Origin of the sequence: Pseudomonas sp. xss_4 (assembly GCF_043104125.1) — a bacterium.
In the GTDB taxonomy this organism is placed as follows: Bacteria; Pseudomonadota; Gammaproteobacteria; order Pseudomonadales; family Pseudomonadaceae; genus Aquipseudomonas; species Aquipseudomonas parafulva_B.
In genome coordinates, this window is the sequence record NZ_JBICKJ010000068.1 from 14,535 (window position 1) to 39,102 (window position 24,568).

The window sequence follows — 24,568 nt, forward strand, 5'->3', positions numbered from 1 at the left end:
GCCTCTCGAACACCGGAGCCCGTCATGCGCCTGACCCCTTCCCTGCTACTGACCGCCTTGTTGCCCCTGTTCGCGGGCTGCCAGCTCCTGGCCGAAAAACCCGCCGACCCTGATATCGGCAGCACCCGCATGCAAGGCCAGGTTCACGCTGCCGGTGGGCAGTTGCTATTCAAGCCCTGCAACGAACCCCGCAGCTTCGTCATCAACGATGCCGCCGCCACGGGTATCCTGCAGGAAGCAGCGAACCTTGCAACAGGTGCCAACGACACCCTGTTCGCCGACGTGCGTGGCCGGCTTACAGGCAGCAAGCAGGCCAATACCGATGGGCAACTGGACCTGCGCCGCCTGTACCGCCTGGAACACGCCAGCAATGGGTGCATCGACCCCAACTTCAAGCAGCTTACCCTGCGAGCCGGTGGCCACAAGCCTGACTGGGACGTCAAGGCCAATAGCCGGGGCATGGTGCTCAACCGTGCCGACCAACCCCCGCTTGCCCTGCCCTTTCTGGAGGAGCAGGTACCCGGTGGCGGCTTGACCCTGACCAGCGAAGCCAATGGGCAGCGCGTCGAACTCTGGCTGGCGCCACAGCGCTGCATGGACCCGGCCACGGGCGCGTTCAACCATCTGCGCGCCGAGCTGCGCATTGATGGCACGACCCTGCAAGGCTGCGGTTATTACGGTGGCGCGCGCGATGACTGATGACCGGGCGGCTTAATCCTGCCAGTCGAGGCGGCTAAAGCTTTATACTTGGCGGTTTGTGTTAAGCCGCCGGCCGCCCATGGCCGGGATACTGGACCCTGCCATGCTACGAATCACCGAACTCAAGCTGCCCCTGGACCATCCCGATGAAGCACTGCGCGAGGCCATCGTCCAGCGCCTGGGCATCCGCGACGAGCAGCTGATCAGCTTCAACCTGTTCAAGCGCAGCTACGATGCGCGCAAGAAGAACACCGAACTGCTGTTCATCTACACCATCGACCTGCATGCCAGCAACGAAGAAGAGTTGCTGCGCAGGTTCGCCGACGACCATAACGTCGGGCCCGCGCCGGACGTGACCTACAAGTATGTCGCCCATGCTCCTGAGGGCCTGGGCGCAAGACCCATCGTGGTGGGCCTGGGCCCGTGCGGAATTTTCGCCGGTTTGCTGCTGGCGCAGATGGGCTTCAAGCCGATCATCCTCGAACGCGGCAAGGAAGTGCGCCAGCGCACCAAGGACACCTGGGGCCTGTGGCGCAAGAGCGTGCTCAACCCCGAGTCCAACGTGCAGTTCGGCGAAGGCGGCGCCGGGACATTCTCCGACGGCAAGCTGTACAGCCAGATCAAGGACCCGCAGCATCACGGCCGCAAGGTGTTGGAGGAGTTCGTCAAGGCCGGCGCGCCTGACGAGATCTTGTACATCAACAAGCCGCACATCGGCACCTTCCGCCTCACCGGCATGGTCGAGCAGATGCGCCAGGAAATGATCGCCCTGGGGGCCGAGGTTCGTTTCGAACAAAAGGTCACCGACCTGCTGATCGAAGAAGGTCAGGTTCAGGGCGTGGTGCTTGAAAGTGGGGAGCAGCTGCTTTCACGGCATGTGGTTCTGGCATTGGGCCATAGCGCCCGGGACACCTTCCGCATGTTGCATACGCAGGGTGTGTACATGGAAGCCAAACCGTTTTCCGTCGGTTTCCGCATCGAGCACCCGCAATCGCTCATCGACAAGGCGCGCCTGGGCAAGTATGCAGGTCACCCCAAGCTGGGTGCGGCGGACTACAAGCTGGTGTATCACGCCAAGAACGGGCGGTCGGTCTACAGCTTCTGCATGTGCCCAGGCGGCACGGTAGTGGCCGCCACCAGTGAACCCGGTCGCGTCGTCACCAATGGCATGAGCCAGTACTCACGCAACGAACGCAATGCCAACTCCGGCATCGTCGTCGGCATCGACCCGGAACGGGACTACCCCGGCGGCCCGCTGGCCGGCATCGAGTTGCAAGAGCGCCTGGAAGCGCACGCCTACGTCATGGGCGGGAGCAACTACCAGGCACCGGCGCAGCTGGTGGGCGATTTCGTGGCTGGCAAGCCTTCGACCGCACTGGGCAGTGTCGAGCCGTCCTACAAGCCTGGCGTGACCCTGGGTGACCTGGCGCCAAGCCTGCCGGCCTTCGCCATTGAGGCAATACGCGAGGCCTTGCCAGCCTTTGATCGGCAAATCAAGGGCTATAACCTGCATGACGCGGTGTTGACCGGGATCGAGACCCGCACCTCTTCGCCGCTTCGCATCACGCGGGGCGAAGATTTCCAGAGCCTGAACGTAAAGGGGCTGTTCCCTGCCGGCGAAGGGGCCGGTTATGCAGGTGGCATTCTGTCTGCAGGGGTTGATGGCATTCGGGTTGCTGAAGCGGTGGCCAAGGCCATGCTGGCCCAGTAACAAGCCCTGAAATGCTGGTACAAAAAACCCGACCAGGCCAGAAGCCTGATCGGGTTTTTTTTAGGGCGTTGATCAGTGCGAGACGCGGCTGGTGCCATCGACCGTCATGATGCGCACACGGTCGCCCACTCGGAAAATCTCGTTTTCCTGCACGGACTGCACATAGGCGCGCATGCTGCCGTCGTCTTCGCGCACCGTGATCTCCACACCCTGGGTACGGGTGATGCCCTCTTCGGCGGCCGAACCGGCCAGGCCACCGGCAACGGCACCAATCACGGCAGCGACGATGCTGCCACGCCCGCCACCGACGGCGCTGCCCGCCAGGCCACCCACTACGGCACCAGCGCCTCCGCCAATCGGCGTCTTGGTACCTTCGATCTTCACAGGGCGCAGCGATTCGATGGTGCCCATGCGCACGGTTTGCACACGGCGGGCCTCATCGCGCGAATAGCTGTCGCCGCTCAAGTTTGACGCACAGCCACCGAGTAGCAGCGCGGTGGCTGTGAAGGTCGCAACCAGCAAAGCGGATTTACGCATGGGTAGAATCTCCATAAGTCAGGTACTCATTAGACGCTGCACATTGACGGCTGTCACGGTACTCACTGCATAAAATTGCTTTCATTCAGCCAGCGTACAGCCAACGCGGTCAGGCAGGGCGCTTACCCATCAGACCAAGGATAACCATGGATTACTTCATCGTCGTGGTCGCCACCCTCGCCGGGTTGGGTTTCCACGCCTGGCTGTACGTGCGCATGCGGCGATGGATGGACCGTGACCTGGCGCTGTCACTGGCAGGTGGCGACCCGCACAAGCAGGCGTACATGCTGCAGCGGTTGCAACATGCGCGTCAGTCGAAGATGGGGCGCAAGGCACTGGCTCAGTGGCTTGCGCAGGAGGCGGCGGCTTATTCGCGCTGAAGAACAGAGCCGATGGGGCTATCTCGTAGCCCCGTGTATCAAGGCGCGAGACGCTCGCGATGCCAGCCTTGGGCCGCCTTGCGGTAGTTCAGGCGGTCATGCAGGCGACTGGCGCGCCCTTGCCAGAACTCGATGCGCTCTGGCAGCAGGCGATAGCCACCCCAATGCTCGGGGCAATGAGGCTGGGTGTCGGAGAAACGCGCCTCGGTCGCCTTGACCAAGGTTTCGAGCGCCTCGCGCCCAGCGATCACCTGGCTCTGGGGCGATGCCCAGGCGCCCAGGCGGCTGCCCAACGGCCTGACCTGGTAGTAATCGTCCGATTCCTTGGCCGAGACCTTCTCGACACGGCCCTCGATACGCACTTGCCGTTCGAGCGCCGGCCAGAAAAAGGTCATGGCGGCGAACGGGTTGGCCTGCAGCTGCCTACCCTTGGCGCTGTCGTAGTTGGTGAAGAACGTGAAGCCCTGCTCGTCCAGCCCCTTGAGCAACAGCACACGGCAGTGCGGTCGCCCATCGGCGTCCACCGTGGCCAGGGTCATGGCGTTAGCTTCCACCGGCGCCTGCTCTGTTTGCACGGCATCGCCGAACCATTGGTGAAACAAGGCGAACGGCTCGGCCGGGGCCTGAGCCTCGGTCAGGCCGTCGCGGGTGTAATCGCGGCGCATATCGGCCAGGGATTGGGTCATTGCTGCGTTCCTTGACGATCAGTTGGCCTTCGCAGGGCTGTTGGCAGCTACCTTCTTGTCAGTGGCAGCTTTCTTGGCGGCAGGTTTGGCGGCCGCCGCTTTTTTGGTCGCCGTCTTGGTCGGGGACTTGGCTTTGGCGGCAGGCTTCTTGGCAGCGGTTTTGCCGGCTGGCTTGGCTGCAGCTTTGCTTGGCTGGGCCTTGGCGGCTGTAGCCTTGGTCACAGGTGCCTTGGCATCCTGCACGGCTACCATGGCAGCCGGCGACGGCGTTGGCGTGGCCTGTTGATACTTGCTCAGCAGCGCGACCATGGTGTTCTGTGGGGTCAGCAGCATTTCCACGCGGCGGTTCAGCGCACGGCCTTCGGCACTGTCGTTGGCGGCGCGAGGCATCACCGAGCCCATGCCCTTGAGGATCAGGCGATCACGTTGCAACCCGCTCAGGCGGAAGATGGCCGATACCGAGGCAGCCCGCTCAAGGCTCAGCTTCTGGTTGGCAGCCACCACGCCACTGGTGTCGGCGTGGCCCAGCACCAGCACGGCCGTCTTGGGGTCGCCTTCGACCGTCTTGGCCACGCGGGTGATGGGGCCCAGGGTGACGGGCAACAACATGTTCGGACGGTCAGGGTTGTACGCGCCGTCTACTGGCAAGGTGACTGCCAGCACGTTGTCGCGCCGCTCGAGCTCCAGCTTGCTGTCCTTGATGGCCTCGCGCAGCTTGGGTTCGTACTCATCCAACCAGGCCTGGGTGGCCTGTTGGTCGATCTTCGGCACCACCGGCCCTTGGGCCTGCTTCTGCTCACCGCCAAACGGCCACCACCAGCGGCTGCTGCTTTCGGATTTGGCGTCGGCCTGGGCGACCTTTTCCGTGACTGCTGCCTTCACTTCCTGTTCGGCGACCTTGTCCGAGCCGAATGGCCACCAGCTTGAACTGGCGCTCTTGGCAGAACCCTCGGGATGGCTGGCGCAGCCGGTGACAGCGGTCAGGCACAGGGCGAGTGCTAAGGTTTTATGTGAAGACATCAGCGATACACCATGAATTGGAAAGAAATTTTGCCCACACTCTTGAGGCGTCGGCATTGAGGATAGTCAAAGAGGCTGGGCAATACCCGCACTAACCGATCAAAGGCATTGCCCAAGTACGCGCACCAGTTTCTGGGCGCGAGGGTCCATCAGCACGTAGGGGCCCAAGGTATTGACGACAAAGCCAAAAGCCACATCTCGCTCCGGATCGGCAAACCCGACCGAGCCCCCGGCACCGGGGTGACCGAAGGCGCGAGCGCCCAAGCCGAAGGTGGCATTGGCCACATCAGGCTGGTCGAGCATGCAGCCCAGCCCGAAGCGCGTCTGGGTCAGCAAGGTCCGGTCCTGGCCCAGGCTGTGTTGGCGAGTGAACACCTCCAGCAGTTCCGACTCCAGCAGGCTGCCTTCGAGCAGGCCTGCATAGAACCCAGCCAGGCTGCGGGCATTGCCATGGCCATTGGCTGCGGGTTGCTGCATGCGCCGCCACTCAGGTTTGTTGGTACTGGTCAGAATGGCGGGTGGGTTGGTAAACGCCCTTGTAGACAGCGCCTCGGGCTCACGCAGCGTCACCTGCAGCAGGCGCTGGGCAGCAGCGTCACCAGGGTTGCCCTTGCCGCGTGCAATATGGGCCACCCGATGAAACTCCTCGTCGGCCAGCCCCACATGGAAGTCCAACCCCAGCGGCCGCGCCGTACGCGCCACGATGGAGTCGCCTGGGCCGCGCCCATCTGCGCGACGAATCAACTCACCGATCAGCCAACCAAAGGTGATAGCGGCGTAGCCGTGCTCGCTACCCGGTGTCCACCACGGTGTTTGCGCGGCCAGGGCATCGACCATTGCCTGCCAGTCGTAAAGGGCCTCGGCTGGCAGCAGCTCGCGAATCGCAGGCAGACCGGCACGGTGGCTGAGCAATTGTCGTAGCGTGATAGCCGCTTTGCCCGCCTGACCGAACTCAGGCCAATAACGCGCCACCGGGGCATCCAGTTCGAGTTTGCCCTCGCCCACCAGTTGCAAGGCGGTGACGGCGGCAAAGGGTTTGGTGCAGGAAAACAGGTTGGCGATGGTGTCGCTGTGCCAGGGCTGCTGGCCATCCTTGTCGGCGGTGCCCGCCCACAAGTCCACTACCGTTTCACCGCCCACCTGAATGCACAGCGCAGCCCCGCGTTCCTGGGGATCATCGAACAGCGCCGCGAAGGCTTCGCGCACTGCTTCGAATTTCAGCTCAAAATGACCCTGAATCTGCACCCTGTGTTCTCCATGCGGCATGTTGGCAAAAGGGCCTGCATTGTTTCAGTAGTTCGGCCTTTTGCCTACAGGCGCCCATCGCTCGTCACGGCGACGCTGGCGCTTGGCTGTGCGCGCGCAACTGGTCCATTGCTTCGAGATTGCTCTTGCGCACGGCCTGGACGAAGCCTGGGTAGGCGATGTCGGTGATGGCAACCAAACCCAGGTGCCCGTTCTCTGCGTCCAGCAATCGGCCGCTGGCAGGCTGGTCAAGGTACTGGAACCAATGGGCGCCGACGATCGTGGGCTGGGCGAGCGCCGCCTTGAGGAAGTTGCCATAGGCAGGCCCGCGGTCTTCCTCGCGTGCGACCTCCACCGGCCCCGGCCAGAACGGCCCGCGATCGCGCGAGCCGAATTGGAACTCGGACACCAGCACCGGCTTGTCCAGCTCCGCCAGGCGCGCGAAGTCATAGCCGTCCTGAGGCTTGAGGGTATAGAAATTGAAGCTGAGCACATCGCAGAACTCGGCGCAGGCCTTGACCGCTTCGGGCGTACTCACGGCAAACCGCCCACCCAGCAAGAGGTGATTCGGCGCATGCCACTTGAGCGAGTCGGAGAGGGTCTTGAAATAGGTCTGGGCGAACACCTGCTGGAAATACTGGTAGTCGCGTTCGATTTCCGGGTGTTCCGGGCTGGGCAGTGGGGCCTCGAAACCGGGGTCTTCCATCAACTCCCAAGCCGACAGCTCGATGCCCCAGGCCTTGGACAAGCCTTCCTGATTTCGGTACTTGTCACGCAGCTGCTTGAGGAATGCGCGCTTGGCCGGTACGTCGGTGGTCAGGCGCAAGGTACCGTAGGCCAGCCCATAGCGCGCTTTCGGGTCATCGCCCGGGGCCGCCCAGGCCAGCTCGTTGTCGGCAAAATAACCAATCAGCCAAGGGTCATCGCGATGGTCGCGGGCGGCGATGGCCACGGCCCGTTCGGTGGCCATCGCAAAGCGTGGGTCGAAGGGATCGGGCATGCGGCCCCACCAGTCCATGCCGGTGCTGATGCTCGCGTAATCGCCCACGATGGACAGCGGCAAGGTGTAAGGCACGCGCTGGTGCTCGCCCAAGGCCGCATCGCTCCAGTTGCCCAATGTGTTGAAGCCCCAGGCCTGCAGCCGGTCGAGTGTATGGCGCTGCCAGCGGGCGCTGTCCAACTTGGCAGGAGGGCAATTGGCCGGCTGCGCTGGCGCCTGCGGGTCGGCCCCCTGGCACGGTGCTCCGTAGGTGCGTTCGAGATTGGCGGCATAGAAATCGAACCACTGCCCCTTCTTGAAGGCGCGCCCCTGGGACGAGGCATTGCCGTCATCGTTATTGCCCTGGCCATAGAAGGCGGACAGGGGCTCGCCCTGTTGCGGCAGCGCCTTGAACATCCCCTCGCGCCCCGCCACATAAGTGCGCCCGCCATCTGCGGCCACGGCATTGACGCCCAGGGAATAGAACGGGTGCCCCAGCGGCGTCACCAGGTACCAACGACCCTCGCGTTTTTCGGTACGGAAGAACCCGGTAGCCTCGAAGGGCGTGCCTGCCGTCAAGCCGCCATAGGTGTCCAGCGGCTGCTTTTCACGCTCGGCCAACCACCCCTTGATCTGCTGCTGTTCACGCCCGGCGCTCGCCTTGAGCTGCTCATCACTGGTTACTTTCTCAGGCCAGGTGCTGCGCGTTGACTGGCCGTAGGCGTCGATGAGTTCGCGGTAGGCCGCCTGCCACGTCTGGTCGTCATCCTGGATGCCCACGCGCTCGATCAGCAGGCTCTGGGCTGCCTTGGGACCAGGGATGCTCAGGCTGACCGCCGCGACCTGTGCCAAGTCCACCGCGCCCGTGCTGCTGCCGAGTAGCACGCGCTGGCCGCCGAAGCTCCACGGCATGGGCGGGCCTGCACGCAGCCCTTGCTGCAGGGGCGAACGCGCTGTCAACGGCACCATCACTGTTTGCGCAGGCCCTGCCGGCAAGTCGATACGGCTGGTCAGCGTACGGCCGTCATTGCCCTGCACCGTCACATCCAAGGTCAGCGCCCAGGCCATCGCGTTTTGCAGGCGCAGGGTCAGGAAGCGGCCGCTAGACCAGTCCCAGGTGCCGCTTTGCGGGCTCATGCGCAAGGTCGGCCGCTCGGCGGCGTTGAACACCACGCGTCGCAACACCTCGCCCTGGGCGGTCTGCTCGGCGTTGTACTGGGGCATGCCGGCATCCACGGTTGCGACATTGACCACCGAGGCCGGGCGCACGAAGCTGAACAACGTCTGCTGCCCCGCCAGCAACGGCGGACTCAACAGCAGGGCGATGACAGCGGGCAAGGTACGGCGAACCATAGGGCGGGGTCTCTCCTTCAGGGCCCTCATGGCCCACGACTGAGGTTGGACAACGTGCCGGCGCAAGCGCTCCGGCCGTCAGGAAATCTCCCGCCGAAATGGCGGCAGCGCATTGAGAATAGCCTTGCCGTAGCGCTGGGTGACCAGGCGCCGGTCCAGCAAGGTGATGACACCGCGGTCCTGCTCGGTGCGCAACAGTCGGCCACATGCCTGGATCAGGCGCAACGAGGCATCAGGCACGGCAATTTCCATGAACGGATTGCCGCCTCGCGCTTCGATCCACTCTGCCAAGGCCGCCTCGACAGGGTCGTCAGGCACGGCGAACGGGATCTTGGCGATGACCACGTGCTCGCAATAGGCCCCCGGCAAGTCGACGCCCTCGGCGAAGCTGGCCAGGCCGAACAGCACGCTGTGCTGGCCGTCGTCGACGCGGGCCTTGTGCTTGTTCAGGGTTTCCTGCTTGGACAAGTTGCCCTGGATCAGCACCAGCTTGCGCCAGTCCCGGTCCAGGCCATCGAACACGTCCTGCATCTGCTTGCGTGACGAGAACAACACCAGCGCGCCGCGGGCATCTTCGACGATGCCCGGCAACTCGCGAATGATGGCCGCGGTGTGGCCGGCGGCGTCACGGGGGTCGGCCTTGAGGTCGGGCACCCGCAGCAGGCCTGCATCACCGTGCACGAACGGGCTGGGCACCACGCAGGAAACCGCATCGCGGGGCAACCCCGAACGCATGCGGAAGCGGTCGAACTTGCCCAGCGCTGTCAGGGTCGCAGAAGTGACCAATGCGCCGTGTGCCACGTTCCACAAGCTGCGCCGCAGCATCTCGGCCGCCAAAATGGGGCTGGCATTGACCTCGATATCGAACAGTGCCCCACTCTCGGCCAAGGTCAGCCAGCGGGCCATGGGCGGACTGTCCTCGGGGTCTTCGGCGGTGAACGCCGTCCACAATTCCCAGTTGCCCTGGGCACGGGTCTGCAGGCTACCGAACAGCGGGTACCACTCCTCGGCCTGGTGGCTGGCGATGCCAATGCTGACCTCGCCGCCCATGCCTTCCTTGAGCAGGTCGGTCAGGCGGGTGAACACATCGTTCAGGCGGGCAAAGCCTTTTTTCAGCTCGACGCCGACCTCGCGGATTTCATCGGGCACCACGCCACCTGGAAAACGGTAGCGGGGGCGTTCACGCCCTTCGTTGTCTTCGCCTGGACGAAAATCGGCCACCTGCTCGCAGAGCGTGAACATGAACTGCTGCTGGGTGCGGATTTCGCGGGCAAGCTCGGGCACCTGTTCGATCAGCTTGCCCAGATCGCCCGGCAGGGGGTGCTGGGCCAGCAGCTTGGTCAGGTTCTTGGCGGTTTGCTCTAGCCAGTCGGCGGTTGAACGCAACCGTGAATAATGGGCGAAGTGGCCGATGGCTTTGTCTGGCAGGTGATGCCCTTCGTCGAACACGTACATGGTGTCCCGGGGGGCCGGGAGCACCGCACCGCCGCCCAACGCCAGGTCGGCCAGCACCATGTCGTGGTTGGTGACGATTACGTCTACCTTGCCCATGCCTTCACGGGCCTTGTAGAACACGCACTGCTGGAAATTGGGACAGTGGCGGCCGGTGCATTGGCTGTGGTCGGTGGTCAGCCGTGCCCAGTCCTCGTCTTCGAGGCTGTCTGGCCAACTGTCGCGATCACCGTCCCAACGGTTGCCGGCCAGCTTTTCGATCATGCTGTTGAACAGCTTCAGGCTGCGCTCGTCCACGTCGATGCGAAAACCTTCTTCCTCCAGCAACTGCGCCTGGGAGGTCTGGGCGTGGCCTTCCTGGACCAGGATGTCGAGCTTGGACAGGCACAGGTAGCGGCCCCGCCCCTTGGCCAGGGCAAAGCTGAAATTCAGCCCGCTGTTGCGCATCAGGTCAGGCAGGTCCTTGAAGACGATCTGCTCCTGCAGCGCCACGGTCGCAGTGGCGATGACCAGACGCTTGCCTGCCGCCTTGGCCGCCGGAATGGCCGCCAGGCTGTAGGCAACCGTCTTGCCGGTACCGGTGCCCGCCTCCACCGCCACGACGGCGGGCTCGCCGGCACGGCGGCCTTCGTCGTCGCAGGGAATGTCCCCGAGGACCTTGGCTACCTCGGCGATCATCAGGCGCTGGCCGTAACGCGGCTTGAGGCTCTTGGCTTCGAGAAATCGCGTATAGGCACCCTGGATGGTGGCTTTGAGTTCAGTGCTGATCATGGTGTGCAGGCGCCCGAAGGGCTGGATATATTTTCAGTATCGCGCATAGGGCGGCTATCATACCCCGCTCACGCTGTTTATGCCGCATGGAGATCCGGATGACTGCCTTTGCCCTGCCCTACACCCTGCACGTTCTGGCCGCCCTGGTCTGGGTGGGGGGCATGTTCTTCGCCTGGATGGTGCTGCGCCCGGCAACGGTTGCAGCGCTGGACGGGCCTGCCAGGCTACGGTTATGGGTGGAAGTTTTCCGACGCTTCTTCGGCTGGATCTGGGTGGCCGTGGCGATTTTGGCGATAAGCGGCGTGGGCATGATCCACCTGCGCTTCAATGGCTTCGAAACCGCGCCGCGGTATGTCCAGGTGATGATCGGGGGCGGTATCGTCATGTTCGCCCTGTTCATGCGTATCCAGGCGTTGCTGCTTGCGCAAATGAAAACGGCGGTCCAGGCCGAGGATTGGCCGGGGGCAGCGGCCGTGCTGGGGCGCATCCGCCGGATGGTGGGGGTGAACCTGCTGCTGGGCCTGGCCGTGGTCGCCGTGGCCAGTGCCCGCCTGATGTTCTGAGCGTACCCGCAGCGTTCAGAGTCGCTGCAGGATCAGCTCGCCAGCAGCCCCGGCAAGGCCGGGCTGACCCGGTTGCCCGGCGCGGCCACTGTGGCCCGGCGAGGTGCGGTAGACCAGGCAATCCTTGCTCGCACCGCCCTTGCCCGCCTGGCCTGCGGCACCAGGCTTACCCGGCGCGCCCCCGTCAAGGCGCACCCTGATGCGATCGGCCGGGAAAGCCTCGGGTACGCTCAGGCGAATTCGACCACCCGGCGCACCGTCGTGGCCATTGCCGCCATCATCCCCGTTGAAACCACGGCTGGCACGACCCCAGGTGCAGCCACCGGCCTGGCCGTTGGCGCCATCGAGCCCGGCGAACCCTGGCGCACCCGCGCCACCGCGGGCATCGATGGACAGTTGTTCGCCCTCTAGCTGGGCAAGCTTGAGGTCAAGCCCGCGCCCTGAACGCGCGGCACGTTCATAGGTCCCAGGCGCGCCCGGCGCACTGAACTCACTGCCAGCACCCAGGCTGGCACTGGCGGCCTCGATCAGGAGCGGGGTATCGGCCGGTGCCACGGCGATACGGGCATCACGGCCCAGCTCCAGCCGATCGACCGTCAGCGAGGCGAGCGTGGCGGGAAGCAGCAAGGTGGCATCGTCTGCCACCCTGAGCTGCTCCAGGTGCACCTCGGCCGACTTGGTTGGCAGGCGCAGCATGGAATTGGCGGGTACTTCCAGGTTCTGTGCCTGCGCAAGCGGCGCGGCCAGCAGGGCGAACAACATCAGATTACGCATTTCGTGGCGCCTCTTGCGCGCGGGGGATGGACATGATGTGGAAAATGCCCGTCAACAGGATCTGCAGACGGTCGAACCAGCGATGGCTACGGCCGCGCAGACTGGCATTGAACACCAGCATTTCGAGCAGGTGCAGCAGCGCCAACATCAAGCCCGTGGCGTTGATCAACAGGTTCAACGGCACAGGTTGCGGCACCATCTGGTTGTACAGCACTACGCCCCAGAAGACTATGGTCAGGAGCTTGCCCAGGCTCAAGATGAATTTCATGCTCTGCCCCACCGTATGGCGTACTGCCGGGATGGCCAACGCGACCGTTTCACAGTAACTGCTCGGTCGGGAACCGCGCCAGCGCATATCCTGCTTGGCAAGGTCTAGTCCTCCGGCCATTACCGCCCAAGGCGATTGCAGAGCGCCCGCGCTGTAACGGTGCGCGGGCGCCATTGCCTCACCGTTGGATCTTGATTTCCGTACGACGGTTCATGGCACGCCCCTCGGCGGTGGCGTTGTCGGCCACAGGTTGGGATTCGCCAGCCCCGACCACAGACACGAAGCTGTTGCGCGGGATGCCGCTTTCAACCAGATAGTCGGTGACCGAATGGGCACGGCGCTCGGAGAGTTTCTGGTTGTAGCTGTCGGCGCCTACGCTGTCGGTGTGGCCGCTCACGCTCAAGCGGGCCGAAGGCGCTTCCTGCTTCAGGCGTGTAGCGATGGTATTGAGGCGCTGCTTGTCGGCGGCGGTCAGCCGTGCAGAGTCGAATTCGAAATGCACGTCGCGGATGACAATCACCTCTTCTTTCTCGACCACCACTTCTTCGACGACAACAGCCTCGGCCTGCGGCGCAGGCGGCGGGCAACCGTTGGCATCGACCTGTACGCCTCGCGGTGTCCCTGGGCACTTGTCGCGGCTGTCCGGTACACCATCGCCGTCTTCGTCACCATCCCCATGGGCCCAGCAATACCCCGCCGCAAGGCCGCCCCCGAGCAGCGCACCCCAGCCTGCCCAACTCGAGCTTTCGATAGCGCCAAGTGCCGCGCCGCCCACACCGCCGACCGCCGCACATTTGGGCCAGTCGGTCTTTTGCAAACCCGCGCAACCAGTCAACACACTGGTGAGCAGAACCAGGGGTACAGCTGTGCGTACTATGCCCATTTCATAGCCTCTTTATAGGGGGAATCGGCATCGTGGCCGATCAGGGCAGTAAAGACGCTGCTTGCTCAGCCTGCCAGCCATTTGCCATGACCGCATGCCACGGCCCTATGCCAACAGGCGCTGGCCCGATAGTCTTGGCTAATCTTGATGAGGACTGGCAATGACCGACGGTTTTTCCCAACGCACGCCGCAGCAGGCGCTCGCTGCCTTGCTCGAGCGCGTCACCCCGCAACGCCTGTTGCTGGTGGGCACGCGGTTCCCGGCACTTGATGCCTTCCTGCTGGCCCACCCTGAGGCGAGCCTGGCGAGCGCACCGCCGGGCCCGCTGCCGGCTGAACTGGCAGCACAGCGCTTCGACCTGGCGCTTCTGGTCGATTGCCTGGAGCACCTGCCCAAGCGCAACGGGTTGGAACTGCTTGGTGGCATCCGCAATCTCAACGCCAGTCGAGTCGCAGTGCTGGCCGACCTGACGGCCTGCGGCTGGCAGGACACGGACTTCTTCGCCCTGGCCCTGTCGGCCAGCGAGAAGTTTCAGCGCGACCAGCAGGTGTTAAGCCTGTTCACCTATGATCTACATGACTACAAGCAGGTCCCTGACTGGCTGAACGCCCGGTTCTGGGCCAACCCTGAAAACTTCGGCAAATACTGGTGGTGATGATGAGTGTTTCGGTCTGCCCATGTGGCAGTGGCAACTTGCTCGACGCCTGCTGCGGGCATTACCACGCCGGCACGCCGGCACCGGATGCCCAGGCGCTGATGCGCTCACGTTACAGCGCCTATGTGCTGGGGCTGGTCGATTACTTGGTGGCGACCACCATGCCAGCCCAGCAGGCGGGCTTGGATCGCGCCGCCATGGCCGCCTGGAGTGCCCAGAGCACCTGGCTGGGCTTGGAGGTGGAGGACGCCGAGCTGATCGGTGGCCAGCCCGAGCACGGCTTCGTGACCTTCACTGCCCGCTGGCATGACCAGGACGGCGATCATCAGCACCGCGAACGCTCGGCCTTCGTGCAGCACGAAGGCCGCTGGTATTTCATCGACCCCACCGTGGGCCTGAACGCCACGCGCAACGATCCCTGCCCTTGCCAAAGCGGGCAGAAATTCAAGAAATGCTGCGCCAGCTATGTGGGTGGCTGAGCATGATGACCCGCCTGCGTGTCCTGCTGCCTGCCTTGCTGGTGATGCTTCTGGGCGGCTGCGTCAGTTGGGGCGGTGAGCCCTGGCGGCAACCGGAGATCCACCTGGTCAGGGTGGAAACGGTCAAGGCCCGCCTGCTGCAACAGGAATTCGTGCTCCATGTGCGGGTGGAAAACCCCAACGACAGTCGCCTGTTCATCCGCAACCTGTCCTATGCCCTGCGGTTGAACGATGTGCTGCTGGCAGAGGACGAAGCCAGCCTGTGGCGCAGCGTTGGCGGACACGACCAGCGCACCTTCAAGATCACCGCCCGTACCAACCTGTGGCAGCGCCTCAAGCCACTGGCCAAGATGCTCAAGAGCCACCAGCCTTTGAAATACACGCTCAAGGCCGAACTGCGCACCGGCCTGTTGATCCATCGGAACCTGCACTTGTTGCGCGGTGGTGAGATAATGCCCGGCGATCATTACCTGGAGTAACCCTGCAATGTCCCAACAGCCTCACGTTCACGGCCCTGACTGCGACCACGACCACGATCATCACCATGATCACGGCCATGTCCATGGGCCGCACTGCAACCACGGTCACCAGGAGCCGGTGCGCAACGCCCTCAAGGATGTTGGCCGCAACGACCCGTGCCCGTGCGGCAGCGAGAAGAAATTCAAGAAGTGCCACGGCGCCTGACCGCCGCCCCGCCGTTCGACGGCACCGCGCCTGTCCGTTAGCGCGGGCGCGGCGCGGTCTGCAGCTTGGGCGCCGAGGTGCCCGGCTTGGCTGGCAACCGTAGCGCGGTGGCCAGCAACAGCCCCAGGCACAGCACCATGCACAGACCGTTGGTGCCCTTCCAGCCTGCCGTGTCCAGTAACAAGGAAGGCGTAAAGGCCCCGAGCGTGGCACACACGGCAATGGCCAGGTCATTCTTGCCCTGCAGGCGCATCGCGCACGGGCTGTCCTGCAATGCCTGCGCCAGCAGCGCGCCCCCGCCCACATAGGTCAGGTTCCAACCCAGGCCCAGGGCGATCAGGGCCGCGGTCATCACTGCATAACTGCTGGACCCCATGTTCAAGGCCGTGCTCACCACGAACAGGCCCAACCCTGCGCAGATCGTTACCTTGATGCCCAATCGTTGAATGATGCTGCCTGTGAAGAACGACGGCGCAAACATCGCCACGACATGCCACTGGATGGCCATGCGCACGTCGGCGAAGTCCTGGTGCATACCTTTCATGTGCAGCGAAGCCTGGATCATCAACAGGTTCATGATGCCGTATCCAAGCGCCGCCACGCTCATTGCCAACACCAACACCCTGCGTGGCGCAGGTCGCACCGTCTCGGACGCTTGCAGGCCCTGCTGCGGGCGATTCACCGGCATCTCCTTGGGCAAGCACAGGGCTATCAACCACGACACGAGCGCCAGACCAATAAAGGCGGCATAGCACAGCGAGAACAGTGGATACCCGCCCACATCCCTGAGCCACCCGGTCAAGGCCGGCCCCGCCACGGCCGCGATCACGCCGCCTGCCACCACCAGTGAAAGCGCCCGCGCCTTGAGGTGTTGTGTCAGGTTGTCGGTAGCGGCAAACCGGTTGAAGTTGGCGAACGCGATGTACACCCCCAAGGCACAGTGGCTGAATATCAAGGCGAAAAAGTGCTGGTGCTGCACGGCCAGGAACCCGCTGACGCCGGATACGGCCAAGGGCAGAGCCCCCAGCATGAATGCGCGGCGACGACCGATGCGCTCCATCAGCCACGACACCGGGTAAGTCGCCAGCATCACGCAGAGAAACTGAAACCCGTAGGGCACCGTCGCCCACGCAGGATCGGGTGCCAGGGCAGCACCGACAAGGGCTGCCATGGTCACGGACATCACAGCCGTGGTGAGGTTGACCGATTGTGCGATGAAATACAGGTAGGTGCGTGCTGGCAGGGTTTCGCTCATGGCGTGCTCGCTGAAGGCGCAGTAAATGAATGCGCCAAAGCTTCTCACTGATCGGCTGACCACGGGCGAACAGTCGACGCGGTTTCCAGCTAACTGTTAGGCTGTTTTTTCTAACACTGACGGGCCAGTCGATGCGTGCTGACACTCTCCTCCATCAACTCCGGCAGCGTCTTGCTACCAGCGAATGGCTGCCCGGGCAACGCATGCCATCGATTCGCAAGCTCACGGCGAGTACGGGTGCGACCTATCACGAGGTCGTGTCCAGCTATGGGCGCCTGGTCAGTGAAGGGTTGTTGACGGCCGTGCCAGGGCGTGGCTACTTCGTGGCCGGTACCACTCGGCCGCCAGCCAAGGACGAGGCGCCCAGGCATATGGCCGGGGACGCGCTGTTCAAGCTGCTGCAAGGCGGCCAGCACTACACCAAGCTCGGCTGCGGCTGGCTGCCCCCTGCCTGGCGCGACACCGAGCTGCTGGCCAAGGCCGTGCGGCGTACGGCGCGCCTGGAGCAAAGCTCACTGGCCGACTATGGCGACATCCAGGGTTACCTGCCCATGCGCAAGCAGTTGTGCGTGCACCTGCGGCGCATGACCCAGATCGATGTAGGCCCGCAGCAATTAATCAGCACCTTGGGCGCCACCCAGGCCCTGGACCTGGTGGCCCGCCTGCTGATCGCCCCTGGCGATCACGTGTTCGTTGACGAGCCTTGCAACGGCAACCTGGTCAAGCTGATCGAGCTGGCCGGGGGGCACGTGGTCGGCATCCGTCGGCTGCAAGACGGTCCCGACCTTGAAGACATGCAGCGGCACCTGGCCCAGCACAAGGTCAAGGTCTTCTTCTGCAACAGCACATTCCACAACCCCACCGGTAGCAACGTCAGCCCGCACAACGCCTTCGGCGTGCTGAGACTGGCGATCGAACACGGCTTCTACGTCGTCGAAGACGACGTGTACGGCGACTTCAGCCCGGGTGTGCGCCAGACCTTCGCCGGCTTGGATAACCTGCAGCAGGTCATCTATATCGGCAGCTTCTCCAAGTGCCTGTCCGCCTCCCTGCGCGTGGGTTACATCGCCTGCCCGGCTGCACTGGTCGAACCGCTCATGCGCCTGAAACTGCTCACCTGCGTGGCCGTGCCTGCATTCTGCGAGCGCTTCGTCAATACGATCCTCACCGACGGCACCTACGCCAGGCACATGAGCGACTTGCAGCAACGCCTGATTCGACAGCAGGTTCAGACCCAGCGCACGCTGACAGACCGTGGCTGGCGCTTCGACATCACGCCGCACGGCGGCATGTTCCTGTGGGTCCATCACCCCGATATTGCCAACCTGCATCCTTTCTTGCGCCAACTCGAACAGCACGATGTACTACTGATGCCTGGCGAATCCTTTGCGATCACGCGCAACTACGTTCGGTACACCCGCATCAACTGCACGCACTTTTCAGACGCCATGGCTGTGCATTTCGAAGTTTGACCCGCTGCAACGCGCCCCTGGATACCCCGGCGTCACGGCCGGGGATTGGCAAATGGCCGACAGGGTCTTGCCACTCATCCAGCGCTGGGCCGATGTGCCGAAATAAAGCCAGGGCAGGCCTTGCACCCAGGCGGCCTGCTCACTACCTTAGCGCCTTTCCATCCCCGCTACGCCTTGCAGGAGCCTTGCCATGGCCGCCCCCGCCCTTTTCTTTTTCCGCCCGCGCGCTGCAACGGCTGCCCTGCTGCTCGGTTCACTTGGCCTGGCCGGTTGCCAGACCACTGCCCAACAGGACAGCCTGCCGCCGGCCAGCGGCGTGCAGCCGCTCAAGGGCCTGGCCCAGAACGTGTCGGTCAGGCGCAATGCCATGGGCGCTCCGCTGATCGAGAGCAGCACATTCCATGATGCGCTGTTCACCTTGGGCTACGTGCATGCCGGGGATCGGATCGAGCAGATGGTTGCCATGCGGTTGCTGGCCCAGGGGCGGCTGGCTGAAGTGGCCGGCCGCGATGCACTGGATATCGACCGTTTGATGCGCGCCGCCAACCTCAAGCAAAGCGCGGCACAGCTGTACGCCGACGCATCGCCACGGCTCAAGCGCTTCTTCGACGTCTATGCGCGCGGGGTCAACGCCTACCTGTTCCGCTACCGCGACAAGCTGCCGGCGGACCTGGCCAACAGCGGCTACCGCCCCGAATACTGGAAGCCTGAAGACTCCGCGCTGATATTCGCGTTGTATGCCTTCAGCCAGTCGGTCAACCTGCAAGAAGAGATCAGCGCCTTGACCCTGGCGCAGAAAGTCGGCAGTGACAAGCTGGCCTGGCTGCTGCCCGGCGCCGCCGACGAACCGCTGGCCGAAGGCGAAGCAGCCAAGCTCAAGGGCCTGGACCTTGCCAGTCAGTTGCCGGGGTTGTCTGCCCTGGCAGCTGCCAGCCAGAAACTGGTCGGCCTTGACCTGCTGGGCAGCCCCGGTTCAACCAACCTGGCCATCGGCCCGCAACGCAGCCGCAGCGGCAAGAGCCTGCTGGCCAGCGACAGCCGTGCAGTCTGGGCGCTGAGCCCGGTACAGATCCACACCAGCAAGTACCAGGTGGCCGGCCTGTCGCTGCCGGGCCTGCCGATCGTGCTGGCTGGCTACAACGGCCAGCTGGGATGGACCAGCAGCGCGGTGATGGCCGACAACCAGGACCTGTTCCTGGAAAAGCTGCGCCACCAAGGCAACCAGGTCAGTTACCTGGCGGACGGCAAATGGGTTGCAGCCAGGGCACACACCGAGACCTTCCTGGTGCGCGGCGAGCGCCCACAGCGCGAAGTGATGCATGACACGCGTCATGGCACGCTACTCGGCCAGCCAGGCAATGCCAGCCTGGGCATTGCCCTGAACTTGCCGCAGTTCAAAGGTGATCGCAGCCTTGATGCACTGTTCGACCTGACCCGTGCCAAGACCGTGGAGCGCGCGTTCGACAGCACCCGTGATGTCACGGCTGCTGCGCTGAACTTCGTCTTTGCCGAACCTTCGCACATTGGCTGGCAGGTGAGCGGGCGCTACCCCAACCGCCGAGAAGGCCAAGGCCTGTTGCCTTCGCCGGGATGGGATGGGCGCTATGACTGGGATGGCTATGCCGACCCCATGCTGCACCCGTACGACCAGGACCCGACTGCTGGCTGGATCGGCCACGCCAACCAGCGCAGCCTGCCGCGCGGCTACGGCATGCAGCTGTCGAGCAGCTGGTACTACCCGGAGCGTGCCGAGCGCCTGGGCCAACTCGCTGGCAATGGCCGCCTTGATGGCCGTAGCCTGATGGCGTTGCAGAACGATCAGGTCACCTTGTTGGCCGGCAAGCTCAAGCAGATGTTCGACGCGCCAGGCATGGCAGGCCCGCTGCAGCAGGCCATCAATGCCTTGCCCGCCGATCAGCGCGACAAGGCCCGTACGGCGCTGGCCAGGCTCAAGGCATTCGATGGCCGCTTGAGCCCGGTGTCGTCCGATGCTGCGCTGTACGCCCTGTTCCTCCAGGCCGCCGCCCGTCAGACGTTCCTCGATGAACTGGGGCCGGAGTCCGGGGCGGCCTGGCAGGCATTCGTGAGCAATGCACGCCTGTCGTTCTCGGCACAGGCCGATCACCTGCTGGGCCGGGATGACAGCCCGTTCTGGGACGACCGCGGTACGCCCCAGAAGGAAGACAAACCCGCCATCCTGGCCCGCAGCCTGGTTGCGGCAATGGACACGGGCATCGCCCAACTGGGCGCCGATCGCAGCGCCTGGCAATGGGGCAAACTGCACCAATACCAATGGCCTGCACCGGCCTACCACGGGCTGGGTGATGCCATCGGCCGTCCTGCACAGCCTGCAGGCGGCGACTTCAGCACGCTCGCCTTTACCCCCTACGCCTGGGGAGGCGACTTCGTCACCCGCCTGCCGGCATCGGCGCGGCTGATCGTGGACTTCAGCCAGGCTGAACCCCTGCAGGTGCTGACCAGCAGCGGCCAGTCCGGCAACCCGGCCAGCCCGCATCATGGAGATGGCCTCGATGCCTGGTTCAAGGGCCGCTTCGCGGTCATGCCGCTTGCGCCCCAGCACTTCGCACGTGCCTATGGCACCCAGCGCCTGACCCTGGTACCGGGCAAGTAGAAAAGGTCCGCGGCGTGCAGCAGCTGCGACGGTCAAGGGATGAACAGACCACCGGTCGAACTTCCCTTGGCCGCTGCGGCTCCTAACTGGTAACTCCCTACCAGTGCGTGTGCCATGGACCTCGTCATCGCTCGACCCGAAGGCCTGTACTGTCCGCCCGGCGATTTCTACATCGATCCCTGGCGGCCGGTAGACCGCGCCGTGATCACCCACGGCCACGGTGACCACTCGCGTTCCGGCAATCGCCACTACCTCACCGCAGACCCCGGCGCCGGTATCCTGCGCAGCCGCCTGGGCATGGACATCAACTTGCAGACCCTGCCTTACGGCGAGCGGCTGTTGCACCACGGCGTGACCCTGAGCCTGCACCCTGCCGGGCATGTGCTGGGATCGGCACAGGTGCGCCTGGAATACCAGGGCGAGGTCTGGGTGGCCTCGGGCGACTACAAGGTCGAGCCAGACGGCACCTGCGCGCCCTTCGAACCAGTGCGCTGCCATACCTTCATCACCGAATCGACGTTTGGCCTGCCCATCTACCGCTGGCCGACCCAGGCGGATGTGTTCGCCGGCATCAATGCCTGGTGGCGGGCCAACAGCGAACAGGGCAAGGCCAGCGTGCTGTTCTGCTACGCCTTCGGCAAGGCGCAGCGCATCCTGCATGGCCTGGACCCCAGCATTGGCGCGATCCTGGTGCACGGTGCCGTCGAGCCGCTGAACAGGGTGTATCGCGAAGCGGGGGTGTACCTGCCCGAAACCCGCTATGCCGGCGACATTGCACGCAACGACCCGCTGTTGCGCACGGCCCTGGTGATGGCCCCGCCGTCCGCTGGGGGCAGCAGCTGGATGCGGCGCTTCGGCGATTACAGCGACGCGTTCGCCAGTGGCTGGATGCTGCTGCGCGGCACCCGGCGCAGACGCGGTGTGGACAAAGGCTTCGTGCTCTCGGACCACGCCGATTGGCCTGGGCTGCTGTGGGCCATCGGCCAGACGGGCGCCGAACGGGTCATGGTCACCCACGGGTCGGTAGGCGTGCTGGTGCGCTACCTGAATGAACAGGGGCTCGACGCCCGCGCATTCGTCACCGAATACGGTGAGGAAGATGACGCCGCAGCCGGGGAGAAGGGCGCATGAAAGCCTTTGCCGAATTGTACTTGCGCCTCGATGGCACCACCTCCAGCAATGCCAAGCTTCAGGCCCTGCGTGAATACTTCGCCAGCGCACCGGCCCACGACGCCGCCTGGGCCGTGTATTTCCTGGCGGGTGGGCGCCCGCGTCAACTGGTGCCCACCCGAGTATTGCGCGAACTGGCCGGCGCGATGGCAGGGTTGCCGGACTGGCTGTTCGAGGAAAGCTACCAGGCGGTGGGCGATCTGGCCGAGACCATTTCGCTGTTGCTGCCCGACACCCAGCAGGGCGATGACGAAAGTCTGGCGCATTGGGTCGAAACCTACCTGCTGCCGTTGCGCGGCCTGCCCCCGGAGGAACTTCAGCAACGTCTGCCACCTCTGTGGGCACGGCTGGATCGCCCCAGCCTGATGCTGTGCCTGAAGCTGATCACCGGCAGTTTCCGCGTCGGCGTATCGAAACTGCTGGTCACACGCGCCCTGGCTCAGTTGGCGGAGCTGGACGCCAAACGGGTAGCCCAGCGGTTGGTCGGGTATACCGACATCAGCCACCGGCCAACCGCCGAGCGCTACCTTCAACTGATAGCGCCCGAATCTGCCGACGAGCATAGTCAGCGTGGCGGGCAGCCCTATCCCTTCTTTCTCGCGCACCCCCTACAGGCCCCGGTCGAACAGTTCGATACGCTGCTCGGGCCGCCCAGCGCGTGGCAAATCGAATGGAAGTGGGATGGCATCCGGGCACAGGTGGTCAAGCGCGACGGGCAGCTGTGGGTATGGTCGCGCGGTGAGGAGCTGGTCACCGAACGTTTTCCCGAGTTGCAGAGCCTGGCCCAGACCCTGCCCGATGGCGTGGTGCTCGATGGCGAGATCCTGGTCTGGAAAGCGAGCGATGCCAAGGCAGAGGCGTCCGTTCAGCCCTTCGCCCTGCTGCAGCAACGCCTGGGTCGCAAGACCTTGGGCAAGAAACTGTTGAGTGATGCCCCAGTGGTGTTGCAGGCCTATGACTTGCTGGAATGGCAAGGCGAGGACTGGCGCAGTCGCCCGCAGCATGAGCGGCGCGCGCAGCTCGAACGTGTGCTTGAAGCCTGCCCACTTGCGCCTGTGCTGCTCTCCCCGCTGCTGCAAGGGCCCGACTGGGCGGACCTTGCCCGGCAGCGGGAGCAGTCACGCAGCCTGGGCGTGGAAGGCATGATGCTCAAGCAGCGCGAGGCACTGTATGGCGTTGGCCGCACCAAGGACATGGGCACCTGGTGGAAGTGGAAGATCGATCCGTTCAGCGTCGACGCCGTGCTGATCTACGCCCAGCGTGGCCACGGACGGCGCGCCAGCCTGTACAGCGACTACACCTTCGCAGTCTGGGACGGCCCTGCCGGCACCCCGGACCGCACGTTGATCCCCTTCGCCAAGGCCTATTCCGGCCTGACCGACGAGGAGATGCGCAAGGTCGATGCCATCGTGCGCAAGACCACCCAGGAAACCTTCGGCCCCGTGCGCAGCGTAACGCCCACGCTGGTGTTCGAGTTGGGCTTTGAAGGCATTGCTCTGTCCAAGCGCCACAAGAGCGGCATCGCCGTGCGCTTTCCACGCATGTTGCGCTGGCGCCTGGACAAGCCTGTCGAGGAGGCCGACGACCTGGCGACCTTACAGGCCTTGCTGGCCTGATCAGGGATCACAGGCAGCTGTGAGGGGCTGGCGTGAGGCGCTGGCAGCGAAATTGTGCTTTCATCTGAAGGCTCAGCCCGTGCTCCAGACCGTTCCAGCCCCGTATTCAGGACCATCATGCACCACTCGACCCACGACATCCTCTCCCCTGTTCCGGGGGTAACCCGCCAACTGCACAGCTTCCACTTCGGGCCACGCGGTGGCCGCAAGGTGTACATCCAGGCCTCGCTGCATGCTGACGAATTGCCCGGCATGCTAGTGGCCTGGCACCTCAAGCGCCACTTGCTGGAACTGGACCAGCAAGGCCGCCTGCAGTGCGAGGTCATCCTGGTGCCGGTTGCCAACCCGGTAGGCCTTGAGCAGGTGCTGCTCGACGCCCCGCTGGGCCGGTTCGAGTTGCAAAGTGGCGAGAACTTCAACCGCAATTTCGTCGACCTGTCAGACAGCATCGGTGATCAGGTCGAGGCCCACCTGACCCAAGACCCGCTCCACAATCAGGCCCTGATCCGCGAATACCTGCGCCGCGGCCTGGATGCTCATCCGGCGCGTACTCCACTGCAAGCGCAGCGCCTGATCCTGCAGCGCCTGGCGTGCGATGCCGACCTGGTCCTGGACCTGCACTGCGACTTCGACGCTGTCGAACATCTCTATACCACCCCGGACGCCTGGCCGCAGTTCGAGCCCTTGGCCCGTTACCTGGGTGCCCAGGCCAGTCTGTTGGCGACCGATTCGGGCGGGCAGTCTTTCGACGAGTGCTTCAGCCTGCTGTGGTGGCAACTGCAACAGCGCTTTGGCAAACGCTTCCCCATCCCGGCGGGCACGTGTTCAGTCACCCTCGAATTGCGCGGCCAGGCGGATGTGAGCCACGACTTGGCGCGCCAGGACTGCCAGGCCATTCTCGACTTCCTGACCCATGCCGGCGTGATACAGGGCCATGCCCCTGCCCTGCCGCCCTTGCGCTGGCCAGCCACGCCACTGGCTGCCGTGGAGCCGATCACGGCCGCTGCGGGCGGGTTGCTGGTTTACCACGCCAAGCCAGGTCAGTACCTGGAGGCAGGGCAACTGATTGCCGAGGTCATCGACCCGCTCAGTGATCGCGTCATGCCCTTGCGCAACAGCCAGCCTGGCCTGCTGTATGCGCGCAGCGTGCGGCGCATGGCCACGGCAGGCATGGTGATCGCCCATGTTGCCGGCGAGCAGGTGTGCCGCAGCGGCAATCTGTTGGCCAACTGACAAGTAAACCAATGCCTTGCAGCGGTGGTCTCTAGAAGCACAGCCTTCGAG

At 64.3% G+C, this 24,568-nt stretch carries 23 protein-coding genes; 13 read left to right on the plus strand and 10 right to left on the minus strand.

All coding sequences use genetic code 11. The features are described 5' to 3' along the window. The first annotated feature begins 24 nt into the window (after nt 1-24). Both ACF8GB_RS13065 and ACF8GB_RS13070 read left to right on the plus strand, forming a co-directional pair. Nucleotides 25-699, plus strand: a complete 675-nt coding sequence (locus tag ACF8GB_RS13065) for a COG3650 family protein (RefSeq protein WP_058606034.1) — start codon at nt 25-27, stop codon at nt 697-699. A gap of 103 nt (nt 700-802) precedes the next feature. Then, nucleotides 803-2,410, plus strand: a complete 1,608-nt coding sequence (locus ACF8GB_RS13070; RefSeq protein WP_392527138.1) for an NAD(P)/FAD-dependent oxidoreductase — start codon at nt 803-805, stop codon at nt 2,408-2,410. A gap of 72 nt (nt 2,411-2,482) precedes the next feature. On the opposite strand, the gene ACF8GB_RS13075 is transcribed toward ACF8GB_RS13070, so the two are convergent. Further along, nucleotides 2,483-2,947 (minus strand): glycine zipper 2TM domain-containing protein, encoded by a 465-nt coding sequence (locus tag ACF8GB_RS13075; RefSeq protein WP_023535237.1) that lies wholly within the window; start codon nt 2,945-2,947, stop codon nt 2,483-2,485. Between the two features lie 146 nt (nt 2,948-3,093). On the opposite strand from ACF8GB_RS13075, the gene ACF8GB_RS13080 reads away from it, so the two are divergent. Next, nucleotides 3,094-3,327 (plus strand): hypothetical protein, encoded by a 234-nt coding sequence (locus ACF8GB_RS13080; RefSeq protein ID WP_058637969.1) that lies wholly within the window; start codon nt 3,094-3,096, stop codon nt 3,325-3,327. A 38-nt stretch (nt 3,328-3,365) separates the two neighbouring features. Here the strand turns inward: ACF8GB_RS13080 and pdxH are convergent, their stop codons facing one another. From pdxH to dinG, 5 genes are all read right to left on the minus strand, one after another. Beyond that, nucleotides 3,366-4,013 (minus strand): pyridoxamine 5'-phosphate oxidase, encoded by a 648-nt coding sequence (pdxH, locus tag ACF8GB_RS13085; RefSeq protein WP_058606037.1) that lies wholly within the window; start codon nt 4,011-4,013, stop codon nt 3,366-3,368. 18 nt (nt 4,014-4,031) lie between these two features. Further along, nucleotides 4,032-5,033 carry an OmpA family protein gene (locus ACF8GB_RS13090; RefSeq protein WP_392527139.1) on the minus strand — a complete coding sequence of 334 codons (1,002 nt, stop codon included), beginning with the start codon at nt 5,031-5,033 and terminating at the stop codon, nt 4,032-4,034. 99 nt (nt 5,034-5,132) lie between these two features. After that, nucleotides 5,133-6,278, minus strand: a complete 1,146-nt coding sequence (locus tag ACF8GB_RS13095) for a serine hydrolase domain-containing protein (RefSeq protein ID WP_325943400.1) — start codon at nt 6,276-6,278, stop codon at nt 5,133-5,135. Between the two features lie 85 nt (nt 6,279-6,363). Next, complete coding sequence (locus ACF8GB_RS13100; RefSeq protein WP_392527140.1) at nt 6,364-8,610, minus strand: beta-galactosidase; 2,247 nt, start codon at nt 8,608-8,610, stop codon at nt 6,364-6,366. Nucleotides 8,611-8,688: 78 nt separating this feature from the next. Continuing rightward, the gene (gene dinG / locus ACF8GB_RS13105; RefSeq protein WP_023535209.1) at nt 8,689-10,833 is read right to left on the minus strand and encodes an ATP-dependent DNA helicase DinG; all 2,145 of its coding nucleotides are present in this window, start codon (nt 10,831-10,833) and stop codon (nt 8,689-8,691) included. Nucleotides 10,834-10,931: 98 nt separating this feature from the next. Here dinG and ACF8GB_RS13110 point away from each other — a divergent pair, with 98 nt between their 5' ends. After that, on the plus strand, nt 10,932-11,396 hold the full coding sequence (locus ACF8GB_RS13110; RefSeq protein ID WP_058637966.1) for a CopD family protein: 465 nt from the start codon (nt 10,932-10,934) through the stop codon (nt 11,394-11,396). A gap of 15 nt (nt 11,397-11,411) precedes the next feature. Here the strand turns inward: ACF8GB_RS13110 and ACF8GB_RS13115 are convergent, their stop codons facing one another. The 3 genes from ACF8GB_RS13115 to ACF8GB_RS13125 all read right to left on the minus strand — a co-directional run bounded on the left by ACF8GB_RS13115 (nt 11,412) and on the right by ACF8GB_RS13125 (nt 13,321). After that, the gene (locus tag ACF8GB_RS13115) at nt 11,412-12,170 is read right to left on the minus strand and encodes a collagen-like protein (RefSeq protein WP_392527141.1); all 759 of its coding nucleotides are present in this window, start codon (nt 12,168-12,170) and stop codon (nt 11,412-11,414) included. Next, on the minus strand, nt 12,163-12,438 hold the full coding sequence (locus tag ACF8GB_RS13120; RefSeq protein WP_058606062.1) for a DUF1145 domain-containing protein: 276 nt from the start codon (nt 12,436-12,438) through the stop codon (nt 12,163-12,165). The genes ACF8GB_RS13115 and ACF8GB_RS13120 overlap by 8 nt, the downstream gene beginning before the upstream one ends. Before the next feature lie 178 nt (nt 12,439-12,616). Beyond that, nucleotides 12,617-13,321: an OmpA family protein gene (locus ACF8GB_RS13125; RefSeq protein WP_392527142.1), complete on the minus strand. Its 705-nt coding sequence runs from the start codon at nt 13,319-13,321 to the stop codon at nt 12,617-12,619. Nucleotides 13,322-13,481: 160 nt separating this feature from the next. Here ACF8GB_RS13125 and ACF8GB_RS13130 point away from each other — a divergent pair, with 160 nt between their 5' ends. The 4 genes from ACF8GB_RS13130 to ACF8GB_RS13145 are packed head-to-tail and all read left to right on the plus strand — an operon-like array spanning nt 13,482 to nt 15,139. Then, nucleotides 13,482-13,976 (plus strand): DUF6231 family protein, encoded by a 495-nt coding sequence (locus tag ACF8GB_RS13130; RefSeq protein ID WP_058637963.1) that lies wholly within the window; start codon nt 13,482-13,484, stop codon nt 13,974-13,976. Between the two features lie 2 nt (nt 13,977-13,978). Then, entirely contained in the window at nt 13,979-14,455 is a 477-nt protein-coding gene (locus tag ACF8GB_RS13135; RefSeq protein ID WP_392527143.1) for a YchJ family protein, read from the plus strand. Nucleotides 14,456-14,457: 2 nt separating this feature from the next. Continuing rightward, nucleotides 14,458-14,934, plus strand: coding sequence for an LEA type 2 family protein (locus ACF8GB_RS13140; protein ID WP_078478105.1), 477 nt, complete (start codon nt 14,458-14,460; stop codon nt 14,932-14,934). Nucleotides 14,935-14,941: 7 nt separating this feature from the next. After that, complete coding sequence (locus ACF8GB_RS13145; RefSeq protein ID WP_023535239.1) at nt 14,942-15,139, plus strand: SEC-C metal-binding domain-containing protein; 198 nt, start codon at nt 14,942-14,944, stop codon at nt 15,137-15,139. Between the two features lie 37 nt (nt 15,140-15,176). Here ACF8GB_RS13145 and ACF8GB_RS13150 read toward each other — a convergent pair whose 3' ends face one another. Continuing rightward, complete coding sequence (locus ACF8GB_RS13150; protein ID WP_392527145.1) at nt 15,177-16,394, minus strand: MFS transporter; 1,218 nt, start codon at nt 16,392-16,394, stop codon at nt 15,177-15,179. Nucleotides 16,395-16,525: 131 nt separating this feature from the next. Here ACF8GB_RS13150 and ACF8GB_RS13155 point away from each other — a divergent pair, with 131 nt between their 5' ends. The 5 genes from ACF8GB_RS13155 to ACF8GB_RS13175 all read left to right on the plus strand — a co-directional run bounded on the left by ACF8GB_RS13155 (nt 16,526) and on the right by ACF8GB_RS13175 (nt 24,517). After that, on the plus strand, nt 16,526-17,866 hold the full coding sequence (locus ACF8GB_RS13155; RefSeq protein WP_392527146.1) for a PLP-dependent aminotransferase family protein: 1,341 nt from the start codon (nt 16,526-16,528) through the stop codon (nt 17,864-17,866). A 190-nt stretch (nt 17,867-18,056) separates the two neighbouring features. Continuing rightward, nucleotides 18,057-20,498: a penicillin acylase family protein gene (locus tag ACF8GB_RS13160; protein WP_392527147.1), complete on the plus strand. Its 2,442-nt coding sequence runs from the start codon at nt 18,057-18,059 to the stop codon at nt 20,496-20,498. Nucleotides 20,499-20,612: 114 nt separating this feature from the next. Then, on the plus strand, nt 20,613-21,629 hold the full coding sequence (locus ACF8GB_RS13165) for a ligase-associated DNA damage response exonuclease (protein WP_392527148.1): 1,017 nt from the start codon (nt 20,613-20,615) through the stop codon (nt 21,627-21,629). After that, nucleotides 21,626-23,284 (plus strand): ATP-dependent DNA ligase, encoded by a 1,659-nt coding sequence (locus ACF8GB_RS13170; RefSeq protein ID WP_392527149.1) that lies wholly within the window; start codon nt 21,626-21,628, stop codon nt 23,282-23,284. The genes ACF8GB_RS13165 and ACF8GB_RS13170 overlap by 4 nt, the downstream gene beginning before the upstream one ends. Nucleotides 23,285-23,401: 117 nt before the next feature. Then, a complete protein-coding gene (locus tag ACF8GB_RS13175) occupies nt 23,402-24,517 on the plus strand; it encodes a succinylglutamate desuccinylase/aspartoacylase family protein (protein ID WP_145256615.1) in 1,116 nt (371 codons plus the stop codon). The last annotated feature ends 51 nt before the right edge of the window (nt 24,518-24,568 follow it).